Annotated in this window: 16 protein-coding genes; 9 read left to right on the plus strand and 7 right to left on the minus strand. The window is 59.7% G+C overall.

The window, feature by feature from the left end; translation table 11 throughout:
- Positions 1-32: 32 nt before the first annotated feature.
- Positions 33-2246: a putative bifunctional diguanylate cyclase/phosphodiesterase gene (locus GRI58_RS09255; RefSeq protein WP_160753312.1), complete on the minus strand. Its 2214-nt coding sequence runs from the start codon at positions 2244-2246 to the stop codon at positions 33-35.
- Between the two features lie 53 nt (positions 2247-2299).
- The gene (locus GRI58_RS09260; protein ID WP_202386903.1) at positions 2300-4552 is read right to left on the minus strand and encodes an EAL domain-containing protein; all 2253 of its coding nucleotides are present in this window, start codon (positions 4550-4552) and stop codon (positions 2300-2302) included.
- A 161-nt stretch (positions 4553-4713) separates the two neighbouring features.
- Between GRI58_RS09260 and GRI58_RS09265 the strand changes: the two genes are divergently transcribed.
- From GRI58_RS09265 to GRI58_RS09290, 6 genes are all read left to right on the plus strand, one after another.
- Positions 4714-6024, plus strand: coding sequence for an FAD-dependent oxidoreductase (locus tag GRI58_RS09265; RefSeq protein ID WP_160753414.1), 1311 nt, complete (start codon positions 4714-4716; stop codon positions 6022-6024).
- A gap of 96 nt (positions 6025-6120) precedes the next feature.
- The gene (locus GRI58_RS09270; RefSeq protein WP_160753313.1) at positions 6121-7806 is read left to right on the plus strand and encodes a PHA/PHB synthase family protein; all 1686 of its coding nucleotides are present in this window, start codon (positions 6121-6123) and stop codon (positions 7804-7806) included.
- Positions 7807-7841: 35 nt separating this feature from the next.
- The gene (locus GRI58_RS09275; RefSeq protein ID WP_337190942.1) at positions 7842-8702 is read left to right on the plus strand and encodes an alpha/beta fold hydrolase; all 861 of its coding nucleotides are present in this window, start codon (positions 7842-7844) and stop codon (positions 8700-8702) included.
- Between the two features lie 152 nt (positions 8703-8854).
- Positions 8855-10609 carry an N-acyl-D-amino-acid deacylase family protein gene (locus tag GRI58_RS09280; RefSeq protein WP_160753314.1) on the plus strand — a complete coding sequence of 585 codons (1755 nt, stop codon included), beginning with the start codon at positions 8855-8857 and terminating at the stop codon, positions 10607-10609.
- Complete coding sequence (locus GRI58_RS09285; RefSeq protein ID WP_160753315.1) at positions 10606-11613, plus strand: zinc-dependent alcohol dehydrogenase family protein; 1008 nt, start codon at positions 10606-10608, stop codon at positions 11611-11613. The genes GRI58_RS09280 and GRI58_RS09285 overlap by 4 nt, the downstream gene beginning before the upstream one ends.
- Before the next feature lie 61 nt (positions 11614-11674).
- Positions 11675-11839 carry a hypothetical protein gene (locus GRI58_RS09290; RefSeq protein WP_160753316.1) on the plus strand — a complete coding sequence of 55 codons (165 nt, stop codon included), beginning with the start codon at positions 11675-11677 and terminating at the stop codon, positions 11837-11839.
- A gap of 51 nt (positions 11840-11890) precedes the next feature.
- On the opposite strand, the gene dnaN is transcribed toward GRI58_RS09290, so the two are convergent.
- The 4 genes from dnaN to GRI58_RS09310 form a co-directional block, all read right to left on the minus strand.
- Positions 11891-13018, minus strand: coding sequence for a DNA polymerase III subunit beta (gene dnaN, locus GRI58_RS09295; protein WP_160753317.1), 1128 nt, complete (start codon positions 13016-13018; stop codon positions 11891-11893).
- A gap of 155 nt (positions 13019-13173) precedes the next feature.
- Positions 13174-13926 (minus strand): 3-oxoacyl-[acyl-carrier-protein] reductase, encoded by a 753-nt coding sequence (gene fabG, locus GRI58_RS09300; RefSeq protein WP_160753318.1) that lies wholly within the window; start codon positions 13924-13926, stop codon positions 13174-13176.
- A complete protein-coding gene (fabD, locus tag GRI58_RS09305) occupies positions 13926-14864 on the minus strand; it encodes an ACP S-malonyltransferase (protein WP_160753319.1) in 939 nt (312 codons plus the stop codon). Before fabD ends, fabG begins: the two co-directional genes overlap by 1 nt.
- Positions 14865-14886: 22 nt before the next feature.
- Complete coding sequence (locus GRI58_RS09310; RefSeq protein WP_160753320.1) at positions 14887-15711, minus strand: LD-carboxypeptidase; 825 nt, start codon at positions 15709-15711, stop codon at positions 14887-14889.
- 53 nt (positions 15712-15764) lie between these two features.
- Between GRI58_RS09310 and GRI58_RS09315 the strand changes: the two genes are divergently transcribed.
- Positions 15765-17192, plus strand: coding sequence for a Mur ligase family protein (locus GRI58_RS09315; protein ID WP_160753321.1), 1428 nt, complete (start codon positions 15765-15767; stop codon positions 17190-17192).
- Between the two features lie 13 nt (positions 17193-17205).
- Here GRI58_RS09315 and GRI58_RS09320 read toward each other — a convergent pair whose 3' ends face one another.
- Positions 17206-18156 (minus strand): DUF808 domain-containing protein, encoded by a 951-nt coding sequence (locus GRI58_RS09320; RefSeq protein ID WP_160753322.1) that lies wholly within the window; start codon positions 18154-18156, stop codon positions 17206-17208.
- Positions 18157-18362: 206 nt separating this feature from the next.
- Here GRI58_RS09320 and rpsF point away from each other — a divergent pair, with 206 nt between their 5' ends.
- Positions 18363-18728, plus strand: coding sequence for a 30S ribosomal protein S6 (gene rpsF / locus GRI58_RS09325; RefSeq protein WP_160753323.1), 366 nt, complete (start codon positions 18363-18365; stop codon positions 18726-18728).
- Positions 18728-18952, plus strand: a complete 225-nt coding sequence (gene rpsR, locus GRI58_RS09330; protein ID WP_160753324.1) for a 30S ribosomal protein S18 — start codon at positions 18728-18730, stop codon at positions 18950-18952. Before rpsF ends, rpsR begins: the two co-directional genes overlap by 1 nt.
- Positions 18953-18961: the final 9 nt, after the last annotated feature.

An 18961-nucleotide genomic window follows, 5' to 3' on the forward strand; every position in this document is an offset into this window, starting at 1 on the left:
CGCGTGCGCTTCTCCAAGCTTTCGCTTTGCTGCTATCGTCCCGATTGCTTCGGCGCATTGGCCGAGAGCGAGAATTGCGGGAAGGTGACGGGCTGCTCCCCGGGTGCCGTCTGCCCTGTAAACTTGCCCGCTGATAGCGCCTGAAGCGGCACACCCGCAGCCGCCAGCGCGTATGGACTGACGCGGTGGCGTGTTACGAGGCCACCCGCACCATCATCGACCAGCTCCTGCTCGAACTCCACACCTTGGGTATCATCCATCACGCGTTTGACGGTGCATACTGCCAGCTGACCCTGTCCGAAATCGAGCACGAACTGGATGCCGACCGGAACACCCTCAAGTCCCTGGATCATCGCTCCGCTACGCGACAGATTGCGCAGGGTGACATCGTAATAGTGGTCCTCGTGGATCAGGCCGATCTTGCGGAATACAGTACGGCGTCCAGCTCTCTGGCTACCGTTATCGGTGGGCGGGATAATCCAGGTGCCGCCGTCGAGAGCGACGGTCACCTCGTCTACCGACAGTGCTTTGGAAAACACGAAGCCGGAGATCATATCCACATTGAGCTGCTTGAGCTTATCCAGAAGCGGCAAGGCGTGGACTCCGCTCGCGCAGGTTTCCATTCCCATGGCGCCGGCAAGCGTCGCAATCGCGCTGACCATCTCCATATCGCCCAACTCATCGCGCATCGTCGGATCGAAGAAATTGCCACTGATCCTCAACGCGCTGAGCGGCGCGCGCCGCAAATAGCTCAGTGAGGTAAACCCGCTGCCGAACTGATCGAGCGTGAGGCGCACGCCCAGCTTGAACAATGCCGCGAGCACCTTGTCCACTGCAGCTGTATCCGCCTGAAGGATCGATTCAGCCAGATAGAGCTCCAGCCTCGCAGGATCGAGACCGCTCTTTTCCAGCACTTCGGCGATAAAGTCGACGAAGCCATTGGCGAGAAACTGCACCGGCGAAATGCTGATCGAAACACGCAACGCCTCGGGCCAAGCCTGCGCATCCTCACACGCCCTGTGCAACGCCCACTCGCCGATCGGAATAATCAATCGGCTTCCCTCAGCCACGGGCAGGAACGTCTCCGGCTCGACCCGGCCACGCTCTTCTTCCTCCCAGCAGTAGCGCGCTTCAAGCGCGACAACGCGATTGTCCTGGGTCGCAACGATCGGCTTGTATTCCAGAGTAAACTGCCCGGTCTCGATCGCCTCGGCCAGATCCTCTTCCATCCGCTTGCGCAAATTGCCTTCGTGTTCGAGGTCTGCGCCATAGAAACGGAATTGACCGCGCCCGCCATTCTTCGATGCGTAAAGTGCAAGGTCCGCGGCGCGGGTCAGCTCGTCGCGCTCCACACCGTCGTAGGGTGCTATCGCGATGCCAACCGAACAGCCGATGATACAGCGCCCTTCCTCGACAGAATAAGGCTGCGAAAGCATCGTGATGATCTTTTTGGCGATCTCTCCCAGATCTCCGCGATCATCCATGTCAGGGATCAGAACCTGGAATTCGTCGCCGCCGAGCCGACCCACTTCTCCGCGCCCGGCAACTGCGCTCGTCAACCGCTCTGCGACTTGCTGCAGCAGCTGGTCACCCGCTGCGTGGCCAAGTGTGTCGTTGACCTGCTTGAATCGATCCAGATCGAGCATCATCAAGGTGCAGGCACGCTTTGCGCTGCGGAAAGCGGCCAGGGTGGAGTTTATCCGCTGTTCCATGCGGTGGCGGTTGGCTAGTCCGGTGAGCGAATCAAACTGTGCGAGACGTGATGCCTCTTCCTGGCTGCGGAACTCCTCCGTGACATCGATTGCGCCGCCTCGAAAGCCAACAAACTCATTCTGCTCATTGTAAAGCGGACGCCCGGAAAGCCGCAGCACGAGGTCGCTGTTTTCGTCGGCCGCTTCGACAGTCAGGTTCCAGAAGGCCTTTCGTGTTCCCAGCTTGAGCCCGAGGGAACGACCGTCCCCCTCGCCCTTGGCCAAACGCAAAAGGGTCTGTAGCGGCTTCCCATGGGCATCGCTGTTTCGTCCCAGCTGCTCCACGATTCCGGGGCTCAGATAGACGACGCGCCCCTGTGCATCGGTTCCCCAAAACCAGCTCAGACCACCACGTTCCAGCTCATCGAGAATCGCCAAACGATCCGTGTTGGACAACATCGGGCCGTCGTTGGCTTCCGCCGATTGCGGCTGTGCGACTTCATCCGTCGCCGCACGACGTGATTTGAACAGGTCAGAGAAGGGCATCGCCCCCATGCTGAAGTGACTCCGAGGCAATCGTTTGGTAAACCTTGGCTAAGCCCAAATGGTTATTTTTGGACTAATGTCTCATCGCAGAACTCTTCGGCGGCGGGTGCATTGATGGCATCCCCAAACCTACCCGCAGAACGATCGGTGTTTTGCACCTCAACGAACTGTCGCTTCATGGATGCCATAGGGCCAGCCAGCTGGCTGTAAGCATCTTGAGAGAGCGCCGCGAGTGGACGGCCTGCTGCTTCGATCGCATAGGGCGATACGCGGTGGCGAGTGCATAGCCCGTCTGCGCCATCGCTGACCAAAGGCGTTTCGAACTCCAGACCCTGAAAGGCACCTTTTGATCGCCTGACGACGCAAACGGCGAGCTGGCCGGCGCCCAAATCCAGAACCAGTTCCGTGCCTACTGGAACATCCAGCAGTCCTTCGATCGCGGCCCCGGTTTTGGAAAGGTTCTTCAGGACGGCTTTGTAGCGGCAATCATCGTGAATAACCCCGACGCGACGGAACTGCGAGCGACGATCGGCGCGGAAGCGCGGCGGCCCCTTGGCTTCGAACTCGATATGCTCCTTATCGAGCCGCTTCATTACATCGGTTTGACTCATAGCCGGCGAGAAGATGAAGCCCTGAACGTGGCTGGCTCCGCGCGATTTCACGAGTTCCAGCTCGTCGAGCGTTTCAACTCCCTCAGCAACCGTCTCCATTCCCAGCGCTTCGGCCAGATTAACGATGGCACTCAATATTTGAGGGTTGTTGTTGCCTGCCTCCGTCGCCCCGCGCACGAAACTCCGGTCGATCTTGATCTTGTCGAATGGGGCGCGCTGAAGATAGCTGAGCGACGAATAACCCGTCCCAAAGTCGTCCAGCGCTAATCGGACACCTAATCGCTTCAGCTCTTCGAACATCGCATGTGTGCGCTCGGCGTCGGCCAAAAACACACTTTCGGTGAGTTCGAGTTCCAGGCGCTCCGCCGCCAACCCGGTCGAGCGAAGCGTTCGAGCTACCAGCTCGCAAAAGTCATCGCGACCGAATTGCAATGCGGAAACATTCACCGCCACCCGCAGCGGCACCTTCCACAACGCGGCCTCTTTGCAGCAACGCTGGAGAATCCATTCCCCCAGCTGGTGGATCAACCCGAGATCTTCTGCGATCGGTATGAAGGTTTGCGGCGGGACCATCCCGCGTTCCGAATGGTTCCAGCGAATGAGCGATTCCATGCAGGTGACCTTGTGCGTGGCGCTGGCGATGATCGGCTGGTAATTCATTTCCAGCTCGCCCTTTGCCAAGGCGTCGCGCAAGTCTTCCTCAATCTGGCGGCGCATCTGTGCGCCGACCTTCAGGTCGGCGGAGTAAAAGCGATAATGCCCCCTGCCGCCACCCTTGGCGGCATAGAGCGCCATATCGGCTGCACTGATCAAAGCACCGGAGTCGATCCCATCATAGGGCGCCGTGGCTATGCCGACGGACGTGCCGATCACTGCCCGGTCCCCGCCCAACGAATAGGGCTGAGAAATCATCTGGATCACGCGCTGCGCCAGTTCGCCCAGATCGCCGCGATCCTCCATGTCAGGTAGAATGACGAGGAATTCGTCGCCACCTAGCCGCCCGATGGTCCCACGCTTTTCCAGAACGGTTTGTAGCCGCATCGCGACCTGTTTGAGCAATTCGTCGCCGGCAGGATGGCCTAGCGTATCGTTCACTTGTTTGAAGCGATCGAGATCGAGCATCATCACAGCACAGGCGCGTTTAGCGTCGCGATACGCCGTCAGCCTCGTCGATAGCTGCGATTCCAGGCGATGACGATTGGCAAGGCCGGTGAGCGAATCGAAATGCGCCAGTCTTTCTGCCGATAGCTGCATCTCGCGAGCTTCGGTTATGTCCTTGGCGCTGCCTCGATAGCCGGTGAATTCGCCATTGGGATTGAAGTAAGCTTTGCCGGAAATTTCCCACCAGACCTGCTTGTCGGTGTTACGCAGTTTTACCGGCAAAGCGTTGATCGAAGCATTTGCTGCCAACAGAAACGGCAGGGTACGCTGGGCTTTCCTGGAGCTTTCACCGGAGTCGGATTCGAAGATTTCGTTCAAAGGCTTGCCAAGCACGGCCTCGGATGCCCAGCCTGCTTCACTCAATGCACTTCCGGAAATATAATTCAGCTGGCCTTTGCCATCGGTAGCCCAGAAGCATCCAAGACCCAAGCCTTCGAAACTTTCCAGTAGTTCCACGCGCAACGCCAAATCGTCTCGCGCCCGCGGTGTCGTGGCGACAAAACGTTCAGACGTCTCCGCCGCTACGCGCGAAAAAAAACCCAAGATCGCACTCCAGACTTGCACGGCACGGAGCCGGGCGACTCAATCCTTTCCGCGTTAGCGGGAAATGGTTGTCGAATGGATAACCAAGGTTTTCTCGCAAAGTGGCAAGCTTGCGCGACTGATCGTGCTGACGCATGATCCGCTTGAAGGAGCGTGTAGCGATGCTGCAGATCGCAATAATCGGTTCCGGTCCGGCGGGGTACTACACTGCCGAGGCCGCACTCAAACAGTGGGGCGACGATGTTGCGGTAGACGTCATCGACTTCCTGCCCGTGCCGTTCGGCCTGATCCGCACTGGAGTGGCGCCCGATCACCAATCCATCAAGGGAGTGGCGCGGCGATACGAGAAGACGGCGCTGTCTTCCAATGTTCGGTTCGTCGGCAATATTCGCGTGGGCAAAGATGTGACGATCGGCGAATTGCAGGACCTCTACGATACCGTAATTCTGGCCACCGGAGCACCCCTTGATCGCGTGCTTGAAATTCCCGGCCACGATCTGGGAAATGTCTTCGGGAGTGCTGCTTTCGTCGGATGGTACAATGGTCATCCCGACTTTGCCGAGCTTGGTCCGGATCTGTCGGGTCGCCATGCCGTAGTCGTGGGAATGGGCAATGTCGCTCTGGATGTGGCACGGATCTTATCGAAGAACCGGTCCGAATTCGCTGGATCGGATATCGTCTCTCATGCGCTGGAGGCGCTGTCTTCATCGAACATAGAGACGATCACGGTGCTTGGTCGGCGTGGACCTCATCAGATCATGATGACACCAAAGGAATTAGGAGAGCTCCTGCGGCTTGAACGCGCCAGTCCACGCGTCGACCCCGCCGATCTGCCGCCAGCGGGCGACGATGCAATCCTCGAACCGGGGCTGCGCAAATCTGTCAATCTGTTGCGCGAGTTCGCTGGCATTCCGGAGGGAATCCGCGGCGAAAAGCCCATCGAAATCGACTTCGATTTTTATGCCAGTCCAAAGGCCCTCCTCGGCCAAGACGGAAGCGTTCATGCCGTCGAGGTGGAACGCACAACCGTGGCGGCGGGCCGCGCTGTGGCAACGGGCGAAGTGTATGAGGTGCCTGCTGATCTGGTTGTTACCTGCATAGGGTATCGCTCTTCACCTATCCCGGACGTTCCGTTCGATGGGCGGGCAGGGAAATATGCGAACGAAAGCGGGTTCATTCTGCCGGGTCTGTATTGCGTCGGTTGGGCCAGGCGGGGGCCGTCCGGCACAATCGGGACCAATCGACCGGACGGATTTTCCGTGATCGAGCGCATTGCCAACGAGGTTGCACCTGAAAGATCGAAGCAAGGCCGCGTTGGACTCGATAAATTGGCCAAGGAACGTGCTCTGGACATCGTCACCTTCCGGGATTGGCAAAAGATCGAAGCTGCCGAGGAAGCCGCCGCGCGCCAGGATGCGCCCCGTGAAAAGTTCATCGACATCGCCAGCATGATTGCCGCCGGCAGGAGTTGATCTTCAAGATCTGGTTGCGAGCTTGCCAGCGAGCCGTAGGCGTTCCATGATCCTCCCAAACTGCACAAAGGCAGTTCGCTTGGGAGATGGCGGCACATGCCGAAACTGGAAGACGAAGCCGTGCAGCACACGACCGCACTCGGACCGCTGATCGGTCTGACGCGCGAGGACATTTTCGGGGCTGTGGCCGTGCTATTGCGTGAGACCGCCAGCAATCCAGCCCGTCTGATGCGCCATGGACAGGACATGGGGTCGGAAATGATCAAGATCCTGTCCGGCAAAAGCGACCTTGCGCCCAACCCAAAGGACAAACGCTTCACCGATCCGGCATGGCGCTACAACCCGTTCATGCGGGCAGGCGCGCAATATTATCTGGCCGTACAGAAGGGTATGGCGGCGTGGTTGGATGAACTCGAACTCGACGAGTTAGAACGCGATCGGGCGAGGTTCATCTCGACCATCGTTATCGATTCGCTTGCCCCCACGAACACTCTGGCAGGCAATCCCACCGCGCAGAAGCGCCTGATCGACAGTGGTGGGCTGAGCCTGATCAAGGGACTGAAGAACGCTTATCAGGACATCGTCCACAACAAGGGCATGGTCAGCCAAGTGGACAAGCGTCCATTCAAGCTGGGCGAGAATATCGCGACCAGTCAGGGGGCTGTCGTGTTGCGAACAGAGATGATGGAATTGATCCATTATGGTCCGACGACCGAGAGTGTCCATGCGATCCCGCAGCTGACCATTCCGCCCCAGATCAACAAGATGTATATCAACGACCTCAGCCCGGAAAAGTCGGTCGTGAAATACCAGCTCGACAATGGCATCCAGACATTCGTCATCAGCTGGAAGAATCCGGTCAAGGATCAGGGCCATTGGGATATGGCGGATTACGTCCGTTCCTGTCGCGAAGCGATCGATGCGGTGGCAGAGATAACCAGATCGAAAAGCGTCAACATATCGGCTGGCTGTTCGGGTGGGCAGACCGCTGCCGTGCTCGCCAGCCAAATGGCCAGTGACAAAGACGTCAGGCTGGGCGCGCTGACGCTGATGGTATGCGTTTTACACCCCAAGCAGAACGATATCGAAGCTGGCAGCCTGATTTCGGCCAACGGCCTCGCGCTGGCCCGCAAACGCGCCGACAAGGCCGGAATTGTCAAGGGAGACGACCTTGCGCGTGGGTTCGCATGGTTGAGACCCAATGATCTTATCTGGAACTACGTCATCAACAATTACTTGCTCGGCGAAGATCCACCAGCATTCGATGTGCTGTTCTGGAATGCTGACGCAACCAATCTCTCAGCCAGTCTGATGGGCGATTTTCTTACCCTGTTCGAGACACTCGCCTTCACGAAACGCGGCGAAGTCGAGATGGCCGGCCACCAAATCGACCTGTCAAAGGTGAAAAGCGATCTTTTCATCCTTGGCGGGGTTACCGATCACATCACTCCCTGGAAGGCAACCTATCGATCGACGCAACTGTTCGGATCGAAAGACGTCACATACCTGCTCAGCCAATCCGGTCATATGCAAGCAATTCTCAACCCGCCAGGCAATCCCAAGGCGAAGTATTTCGTCCGCAAGGGTTCAAAGAAGCTTCCGCCCACCGCGGACGAATGGATTACCGGTGCCGAAGAAGTTGCAGGAAGTTGGTGGCCGTTCTGGATGGAATGGTTGCAGAAGCGTTCCGGTAATCTGGTGCCTGCACCAGTGGCAACCGGAAACGAGCAATATTCGCCGCTGGACCCTGCACCCGGCAGATACGTTATGGAACCATGCTGATACTTTCCTTCAGCGATCATTCCGAAAGGGTTTGAGTGACTTCGAAAGCTTCGCAAGCTGAAACGGCTACCTTCTCAATAGAGAAGATCGGCGGCCGGACATTGAGGGTCGCGCACTGGCGGCTCGACATGCCATCGGAGCACCCACCGATCCTGTTTTTCAATGGAATTGGGGCCAACATCGAAGCCGCCGCGCCGCTCGCGGAACGCTTGACCGAGCGCGGTTTCATCATGTTCGACATGCCCGGAACCGGCGAGAGTCCCGATCCGGTAATCCCATATAACCCGGTGACCATGGCTTGGACGACCAGCGAACTGCTCGATCATTACAGCATCGACCAAGTCGATGTCATGGGCGTCAGCTGGGGTGGTGCCATGGCGCAGCATTTCGCGCTTCAACATTCTGCGCGGACGCGCCGACTGGTGCTTGCCGCTACGACACCGGGAATGCTGATGGTGCCGGGAAATCCGGCTGCCCTCAGCAAAATGGCAGATCCCCGCCGCTACATCGATCCCGAATTCATGAGTGAACACTTCACTACGCTGTATGGCGGGATGGTCGAAGGTTCAGCCGCCAAACAAAGCCATATCGCACGGCTCAAGCCGCCATCGCCACGGGGGTATCTCTACCAGCTGATCGCCATGCTCGGCTGGACCAGTCTGCCCGCCCTGCCCTTCCTAAAGAAGGAAACGCTGGTGATGATGGGCTCGGACGACCAGATCGTGCCGATCATCAACGGCCGTATCCTGGCCGCCATGATACCCAATGCAATTTTGGAGATTTTTGACGGAGGCGGGCATCTGTTTTTGCTGACCCATACCGAGGAGAGCGTCGTCAAATTGCGCGCTTTTCTCGACGCTGCAGTGACAACCGACAAACAGCGTAAGGCGTCCTGAGCCAGCTATCACGGTCAATCGTTGCCGCGCAGGTAGCGATAGCGTCGGGCTCTCAATCTTCCCTATGAGCGGAAGACGGTTCTTGCGATTGCTCGCTGGACTCGTGAGTTGCATTATGAGACCTTCCTTGGCGGAGAGAGGAGACCAAAAAAATGGCTCATTATGACCTGATTGTTCGCGGCGGCACGATCGTCGATGGCACCGGTAATGAACGCTTCACTGGCGATGTTGCGATCAGGGACGGGTTGATCGTTCATGTCGGTGAAGTGTCAGGCGACGCGGCGGAAGAAATCGACGCCACTGGCAAGCTCGTGACTCCCGGTTTCGTGGACATCCACACGCATTACGACGGGCAGGCGACGTGGGATCAGGAAATGGCCCCTTCGAGTTGGCACGGCGTCACCACCGTCGTTATGGGCAATTGCGGGGTCGGCTTCGCCCCTGCCGCACCGGACCGACACGAGTGGCTGATCGGTCTGATGGAAGGCGTCGAAGATATTCCCGGCACCGCCCTTGCCGAAGGAATGAGCTGGGAATGGGAGACCTTCCCGGAATATCTCAATGCGCTGGAGAAACTGCCGCGTACCGTCGATGTTGGCACCCATGTTCCGCACGGCGCGGTGCGCGCCTACGTGCTGGGCGACCGCGAGCAGCCTGGCGCGGTTCCGACCGACGAGGATATCGAGGCGATGGGCAATATCGTCGAGGAAGGCGTGCGCGCCGGGGCGCTGGGCTTTTCGACCAGCCGCACCGTGATCCACAAGTCAGTCGATGGAGAACTCGTACCGGGCACCACCGCCACCGCCGAAGAATTGATTGCCATCGGTCGCGCCATGGCTCGTGCAGGTCACGGCGTCTTTGAGATGGCGAGCGACCTCAAGCGCGAGTGGGATGAATTCGGTTGGATGGGCAAGCTCAGCCGCGAAACCGGCCTTCCGGTGACGTTCGCCGCGCTGCAATCGATCGCCAAGGAGTTGTCGCTCGACGAGCAGATTTCGACCATGCGTGCCGAAAACGACAATGGTGCCAACATCGTCGCGCAAATCGCGCTGCGCGGGAATGGCATCGTCATGGCATGGCGCGGCACGGTCCACCCGTTCCGGTTTCGCCCCTGCTGGATGGCAATCGATGCACTGCCATGGGAGGAACAGAAGGCCAAACTCCTCGACCCCGCGTTCAAGGCGCAAATGCTTGCGGAAAGCAATGATTTCACCACCGCGCCGAAAGACATTGCACAACTGGTTTTCGCCATTTGTCTGGGCTGGAAGCTCCAGTTCGAAATGGACGAGGATTTCGATTACGAACCGGATGAGGATGCGAGCATTCAGTCACGCGCGGAAGCTGCTGGCATGGACCCGCAGGAATACGCCTACGACCTGCTCTGCCGTGACGATGGCAAGGGCTTCATCTACCTGCCTATCCTCAATTACGCCGACGGCAATCTCGACTTTCTCGAACCGCTTCAGAACGCGGACGATACGGTCAATTCGTTGAGCGATGGCGGCGCGCATTGCGGTACCATTTGCGATGCAGCCAGCCCCACTTTCATGCTCCAGCATTGGGTGCGTGATCGTAAGCGCGGTGGACGCATTAGCCTTGAAAACGCGATCAAGCGCCAATGTCAGGACACCGCTCGGTTGTATGGGCTTGAAGATCGCGGTGTGATCGCGCCGGGATATCTCGCCGATCTCAACGTAATCGACATGGAACAGCTCAAGCTCGGCAAGCCGTGGCTGGCCTTTGACCTGCCCGCAGGCGGCAAGCGCCTGCTACAGAAAGCTGAAGGCTATGTTGCGACAATCAAGACCGGCACCGTGACGTTTCGCGATGGCAAATGGACCGGAGCGACACCGGGTGGACTGATCCGCGGCCCTCAGCGCGCCGAACTGGCAGAGGCCGCCGAATGAAGGCTGTCCGGATCGGCCAGCCCGCGAAGCTCGATACGCTCCACGTCGTCGATATCGACGATGCGCCCGCGCCCGGCCCAGGCGAAATCCGGGTGGCTCTCAAGGCCAGTTCGCTGAACTATCACGATTATGCGGTGGTCACAGGAATGATCCCGGCGGCTGCCGACCGCATTCCGATGTCAGATGGTGCGGGCGTGGTGGAAGCGGTCGGCGACGGCGTCAGCGAGTTTGCGGTCGGCGACAGGGTCGTCAGCGCATTCTTCCCCGATTGGCACGACGGCGCGCCACCGCGAACCGCCTTTACCCGTGTGCCGGGCGATGGTCTCGACGGCTACGCGCGCGAGGCGATCACCGCGCCGAGCCATTGGTTTACCCGCGTCCCGCAAGACTATTCCCATGCCGAAGCGGCAACGCTGACCTGTGCAGGTTTGACGGCCTGGCGCGCGCTGTTTGTCGACGATGCAATAAAGCCAGGCGACACTGTGCTGGTGCAGGGCACAGGGGGCGTGTCGATCTTCGCACTGCAGTTCGCCAAGGCAGCGGGTGCGCAAGTGATCGCGACCAGTTCGAACGATGCCAAGCTGGAACGGCTCAAGCATTTGGGCGCGGACCACCTCATCAATTATCGCGATGAGGAGGCCTGGGGCGCGAAGGCGCTGGCGCTGACAGGCGGACGCGGGGTCGATTGCGTCGTCGAGATCGGCGGCGCGGGAACACTCGACCAGTCGATGATGGCAACCCGCGTCGGCGGCCACATCGCTCTGATAGGAGTGCTCGCGGGATTTGCCGGGCCAGTGCAGACGGGCTTGCTCATGGCGAAGAACCTGCGCGTTCAAGGCCTGACGGTTGGCAGCCGATCACAGCAACTGGCAATGATCGCCGGGATCGAAGCCAATGGCATCAAGCCGATCATCAGCGACAGCTTCCCGCTAGACAAGCTCGCCGACGCTTTCCGTCATCAGGAAAGTGGCCAGCATTTCGGGAAGATCGTGGTTGAGATTTGACCGAAAAGCCGGTTAAGGGGTCCGCGCTCTGGAGGGCAACAACAAATATAAGGATATCCTCTTGAGCAAAACTGCAAGCGCCACCTACGCAGCAGTCGTGATGGCCGTGATCGTGGCTGTCGACTACCTGTTCCTGCGGAACTTTTTCCTGGCGCGACTAGCGATCGACGTCACCATTGCCGCGATGTTTGCGGCGCTCTACTTCATCTTGTCGAACCGCAAATGATCCCTGGCAGATCTGTCGCCGGAGCCTTGCAACGCCCCGGCTCAGGTTCCATCACACCCGCATCGGCATCAGCACATATAGCGCCGGGGCATTCTCGTCCTTGCGGATCAGTGTCGGCGCTCCAGCGTCGGCGAGGTGCATTTCCACAATGTCGCTGTCGATCTGGCTGAGGATGTCCTTCAGGTAGCTCGCATTGAAGCCAATCTCGAAGCCATCGGCAGCGTAATCGGCGGCGATTTCTTCGCTGGCCGTGCCATTGTCGGGACTTGTGACGGTCAGCGTGACCTTGTCCTTGTCGAGGCCCATCTTCACCGCACGGGTCTTTTCCGTGGCGATCGTCGCCACGCGGTCGACACCGGCATAGAAGCTCTTAGGATCCAGCTTGAGCAGCTTGTCGTTACCCGTCGGGATGACCCGCGAGTAATCCGGGAAGGTGCCGTCGATCAGCTTGCTGGTCAGCACCACCCCGCCCTCGCCGCCAAGCGCAAAGCGGATCTTGCTCGCCGAAAGATCGACCTGGACATTGCCGTCGAGCGCTTCCTCGAGCAGCTTGCGCAGCTCCGCAACGGCTTTGCGCGGTACGATGACGTCGGGCATCCCTTCCGCGCCATCGGGACGCGGCAGGGTAAAGCGTGCGAGCCGGTGGCCATCGGTCGCAGCGGCCTTGAGCACCGGTCGGTCCTCATCCGAGACGTGCAGGAATATGCCGTTCAAATAATAACGCGTTTCCTCGGTCGAAATCGCAAAGCGCGTGCGGTCGATCAGCTCGGCCAGCGTGCGGGCAGGCAATTCGAAACTGGTCGGCAAATCGCCTTCCACGATCACAGGGAAATCGTCACGCGGCAATGTCGGCAGCTGGAACCGGCTGCGTCCGGCCTTCACCGTCATGCGATTGTCCGCCGTTTCTAGGCTGACCTGGCTACCATCCGGCAGCTTGCGCGCGATATCGAACAGCAGGTGCGCGGAAACGGTGATGGCACCGGGGCTCTCCACGCTGTCTGCGCTCATATGCTCGATCACCTGTAAATCGAGGTCGGTCGCCATGACTTTCAGCGCGCCGTCGGTGCTCGCCTCGATCAGGACGTTGGAAAGAATGGGAATGGTATTGCGGCGTTCGACCACCGACTGCACGTGGGAAAGACAGCGCAGCAGCGTCGCGCGTTCGATTGTGGCCTTCATGAGTGCGTCTCTGTCCTCCTGAGGCACCGAGAGGGCCGGAATCGCCCCCTAAGCGCCGGAATGTCGTGTTCGACCTTAACGGTGCAGCCCGAACGGGCAAGACTTGAACCTTCAGGTAATGGATTCCTTGGGGATAAGCCTGCCCAATCAGCCGATCAGGAGAACATAGCCATGCCACCGTTAACGTGGAGCGTCTGCCCGGTGACGTAGGATGCTTCCTTGCTGGCGAGATATGCGACGGCAGCGCCGATCTCTTCGCCCTCACCCATCCGGCCCATCGGAATGCGCGCATTGAGCACCTGCTTCTGGGCATCGGGCAAAACATCGGTCATCGCCGTGCGGATGAATCCCGGAGCGACGCAATTGACCGTCACTCCGCGGCTGGCGATTTCCTGCGCGAGGCTCTTGCTCATGCCGGTGAGACCAGCCTTGGCGGCCGCGTAATTCATCTGGCCGGGATTGCCGGTCGCCCCCACCACGCTGGTGATCGAGACGATGCGCCCAAAGCGCGCTTTCATCATCGGCTTCGCAGCGGAACGCATCAGCCGGAACGCGGCTTCGAGGTTGATCGCGATCACCTGCTCCCACTCATCGTCCTTCATGCGCATCGCAAGGTTATCACGCGTTATGCCAGCGTTGTTGACGAGTATATCGAGCTTGCCCAACGTATCGATCGCCGCCGGAACCAGTTCCTCGACCTGAGTGCTGTTCGACAGGTCGCAGGTGACCTCCACATGATCGCCACCGCTCTCGGCATTGAGCTGGTCGCGGAAAGCTCGCAATTTGTCGCTGTTCGATCCCGAAAGCGCGAGCCTTGCGCCCTGCGCGGCAAGCGCCTGGGCAATAGAGGAGCCAATCCCGCCGCTGGCCCCGGTAACGAGTGCGGTCATACCGGTAAGATCGAACATCAGCTGAGCTCCTTGGCGAAGACTTCCATGTCTTCCATGGTGACAAGGCTCGTGACGGAGGCATCGGCCACGGTCCGCCCGACCATCGGGCCGACGACCTTGCCGCCGATCTCGATGAATTGTTCGACACCATCGGCGGCCATTGCCAGCACACTCTCGCGCCAACGCACCCGACCGGTGACCTGCTCGACCAGCAGCTCGCGCTCGGCATCACCGTCTTCCACCTTGGCGGCAGTGACATTGGCGTAGAGTGGGACTGACAGCGCTCCCGGCGATGTCTGCCCCAACGCCACACCCATGCGCTGGGCGGCGGGCTTCATCAACGAACAATGGAACGGCGCCGATACCGACAGCTTGATGCCGCGCTTGATGCCATGATCCTTGGCCATCGCGATGGCGCGATCGATGGCCTGGGCGTGACCCGACAGCACGACCTGTCCAGGATCGTTGTCATTGGCAATCTCGCAAACCTGATCTTCGGCAGCGGCTGCGGCCAATGCCTGTGCCTTGTCGATATCCGCTCCCAGCAAGGCGGCCATCGCGCCGACGCCGATCGGAACCGCATCCTGCATCGCGATTCCGCGCAGGCGCAACAGCCGGGCGGTATCGGCAATCGAGAAGGCGCCCGCTGCGCAAAGCGCGCTGTATTCACCGAGTGAATGCCCAGCGACGCATCCCGCCACCTTGTCCAGCTTCACGCCGAATTCGCGGTCCAGCACCCGCAGCGCAGCCATGCAGTTGGCCATGATCGCCGGCTGCGCATTAGAGGTCAGCGTCAGTTCGGATTCAAGCCCTTCGAACATGATCGTTGAGAGCTTCTGCGACAGCGCATCGTCGATTTCCTCAAACACTGCGCGCGCACTGGCACTGTTTGCGGCGAGGTCGGCGCCCATGCCGACTTTCTGGCTCCCCTGCCCGGGGAAAATAAAAGCTTTCATCAAAATCTCCTCACGGGCGCGCTTATGCCCCGTGCGCAGTGTCCGCAAGACCGAAGGGGACAATCCGGTTGTTCGCATCGTGACCGATTTGTGCGCGACCAAGATACGGTATGCCCGACCGCTCACACCAGAACCGGACAATTTGCTCCGGCTCGGCGCCGAAAGAGCGGTCGTTTTCCGGCACCTCGCTGATCGCTCCAAGCCGCAATCCAGCGACCTCTGGCAGGTTCTGGGTGACGTGGAAAAACAGCCTGTCGACAGCATACAGATGCTCAGCAACCTCCTCGACCATTACCACATGTCCGGTCAGGTCGGGCATCAATTCGCTACCCTGCATCATGGCGAGCGTCATGAGATTGAATGCCACAGTCGGGTGGTTTCTAAGCGATGGCTCCAGCCCATCGTGCTTGCCCGCAAGCCAGTCGAGCGCGCGCATGATCGCGGCCTCGCCTCCCTCTCGACGGATATCGCCCACCAGCGGGCCGTGCGCCGGATGTCCAAACCCGTGCCGATAGAGAGCGCCGAGGAGGAAGCCCGTGTCCGAATATCCAAGATAGCGCTTTTTCTTGGCCGCCGCATTCATCCCGGCGATGGCGTCCGGTGCGATACGATTGGAACCGTAACCGCCCATCGCAAACCAGACCGCATCGAAGCCGGGATCGTTTGCGCAGTCGAGAAACGCCGCGAAGCGCATCGCATCGCTGCCCGCGAAATGCCCGTCGTTAGCGAAACACTGTGGATGAAAATGAAGCTCGACGTCGTCGCGGGATGCCGCAATTTTGCTGACTGCTTCAGCGCGTTCAGGCTCAAGTCGCTTACCCGGCGCGCAAATGGCGATTCTGGTCATTCATGCAGCTAGCGCGCTTGTCATCGCCTACACAACTGCATAGCGAACGAACCATGACGCATATGCCCTCGCCCGAAGAGCTGAATTCGCGCCCGTTTTTCTTTGTCGGCATTGGTGGATCCGGCATGCTGCCACTGGCGCAGATATTGCGCGGGCGCGGCATCAGCGTCTCTGGATCGGACCGCAGCAACGACCAAGGGCGGACACCGGAAAAGTTCGCAGCGCTGGAGGATGCCGGCTGTGCGCTGTTCCCGCAGGATGGCAGCGGTGTGACCAGTGCCGATCAGATCGTCGTCGCCTCCGCAGCAGTGGAAGACAGCGTTCCGGAAATCATCCGCGCCAACGAGCTCGGCTGCCTCAGGATGACGCGCGCCGAACTCAATTCCATCCTGTTCAACACCAGCGGCGCGGGCATTGCGGTGGCCGGAACCAGCGGGAAATCGACAGTGACGGCAATGCTGGGCTGGATCCTCGAAGCGACGGGACGCAAACCAACGATCATGAACGGCGCGGTGATGAAGAATTTCGTCACTGCCGAAGGCCCCTTCGCCAGCGCGGTGGTCGGAGGACAGAGCCTCTATCTGAGTGAAGTCGACGAAAGCGATGGCTCGATTGCGTTGTATCGTCCGGCAGTCGGAATATTGCTCAACGTCAGCCTCGATCACATGGGTATGGATCAACTGCGTGCATTGTTTGCAGCCTATCTCGAGCGAAGCCGTATCGCGGTTATCAATGCAGACGACGCCGAGGCGCTGGCGCTGCTCAAACACGCAAACAAAACAATTACGTTCGGCATCGAACAAGGCATGGCGCAGATTGGGATCATGAGCGGCTCGATTGCCGAGGGGCCGACGCAGCAGGCAGCAATGGTGGTCGATCGGCATGACGACTCCAAGCACGCGCTGCGCCTTCCACTGCCCGGTCGACACAATTTGTCGAACGCGTTGGCAGCGATTGCGGGTGCGGCCGCGAGCGGAGTACCGGTTGCGGATGCGGTGGCCGCCCTTACCGAGTTCAAGGGACTGGCACGCCGTTACGACATCGTCGGAACGACAGTCGGTTGCATAACAATAATCGACGATTTTGGACACAACCCGGAGAAATGCGCGGCGACATTGCGCACGCTGAAAGGCCATCCAGGTCGCGTGCTCGCCTTCTTCCAACCGCATGGCTACGGCCCACTGCGGCAGATGGGGGCAGAGCTTGCCCAGACCTTCGCCCGCGAACTCGGCGCCGACGATCTCACCATCATCTGCGACCCGGTCTATTTTGGCGGCACAGTCGATCGCAGCGAAGGCAGCGGACGGATCGTCCGCCTGATCGAGGAAGCAGGGGGCTCGGCAGAGTATATTTCCAACCGCAAGGCAGTGGGTGACAGGCTGGTGAATCTCGCCCTTCCCGGTGATCGTATCGTCATCATGGGCGCTCGAGACGACACTTTGAGCGCGTTTGCGCGGGATATCTTCGAACGGTTGAGCTGATACAGATGAACTCTCAGTGGGCTTCGCCGCCAATGCGCAGCAATTTGTGCAACACGAATACCAGCACGAACCCCACTGCGAGGCCGACAACCGCCGAAATTGCGGCATAACTCGCCCAGCCCAGAACGCCGGCGAGCGCGCCGGTCGCGTGTTCAACCGTGTGCTGAATGCCATGCGCCCAATGCGCCGGAGCAGCAACGCCGAGTACCTCGACCCCGTGCAGCAATATTCCGCCACCGACCCACAGCATGGCAATGGTCCCGACTAAGGAGATGGTCGTCAGCAGGCGTGGCATGGCGCGGAGCAGCCCCCGGCCAATCGCCTGCACAATACCCGACTTTCGCTCCGCCAGCGCAAGGCCGATATCGTCCATCTTCACGATCAGCGCCACCGCGCCATAGACGACCAGCGTGATCAGAATTCCAACGATCGCAAGCGCTACGGCGCGGACCCAGAAAACCTCCGTAATCGTGGCGATCTCGTTGAGCGAAATCGCCATGATTTCAGCCGAAAGGATCAGATCGGTACGGATCGCGCCTTGGGTGCGTTCCTTTTCGAACTTCTTCGGATCGCTGATCGGTTCCTCCAGAGTCTCTCCATGTTTGGCGCCTCCGAGTTTCTCGATGACCTTTTCCGCTCCCTCATAGGACAGGTAAGCGCCACCCAGCATCAGGATCGGCGTAATGGCTTGCGGCAACAGCCAGCTGAGCAGCAGGGCTCCGGGCAACAGGAACACGAGCTTGTTCTTCAGGCTACCGAGCGTGATCCGCGCGATGATCGGCAATTCGCGATCGGGAGTGATCCCGGTGACGTAGGACGGCGTCACCGCCGCATCATCGATCACCACGCCCGCCGCCTTGGCGCTGGCGCGGCTGGTGGCGACGCCGACATCGTCGATCGACGCGGCCGCTGCCTTGGCGATTACCGCCACATCGTCTAGCAGCGCAAGCAAGCCTGCGGACATTGAACAGCTCCCCATCCTGCCGCAAGATTGTCGGCAATCCCCGCACTGCCCGCTCTCTGGGAAAGGGACAAGGCTTGCTTTTCGCATGGATCGCGTTATGTGCACGCCTTCCCTGCCTTCCGGGCCGGGAAACGAAGAAGGCCGGAGGGGCTCCGCGATGGGCGCGGATCAGCCAGCGATCGGCAGAAAGTGAAAGGACCGGAAACATGGCTCTTTACGAGCATGTATTTCTGGCGCGTCAGGATCTGAGCCAGGCTCAGGTCGATCAGCTGGCCGCCACTGCAACCGAGATTATCGAGGCTAATGAAGGCAAGGTCACCAAAGTGGAGACCTGGGGCCTGAAGAACCTCGCCTACAAGATCGACCGCAATCGCAAGGCGCATTTCGTGATGCTCAACATCGACGGACCGGGTTCGGTCGTCGCCGAGCTCGAGCGCCAGACCCGCATCAACGAAGACGTGATCCGTTACCTGACCGTGCGCGTTGAAGAGCACGAGGGTGGCCCCAGCGTGATGATGCGCAAGAACGAGCGCGATCGCAAACGCCGTGAAACCCGAGAGGAGCGCGACTGATGGCCCGCCCGTTTTTCCGCCGCCGCAAGTCCTGCCCGTTCGCAGCCAAGGACGCGCCGAAGATCGATTACAAGGACGTACGTCTACTTCAGGGGTTCATCTCCGAGCGTGGCAAGATCGTACCTTCGCGTATCACCGCCGTCAGCGCTAAGAAGCAGCGTGAACTCGCCAAGGCGATCAAGCGCGCGCGCCACCTGGGCCTGCTGCCCTATCTCGTAAAGTAAGGGGAGAAG

The sequence above is a fragment of the Qipengyuania algicida genome, assembly GCF_009828025.1.
GTDB classification, from domain to species: domain Bacteria; phylum Pseudomonadota; class Alphaproteobacteria; order Sphingomonadales; family Sphingomonadaceae; genus Qipengyuania; species Qipengyuania algicida.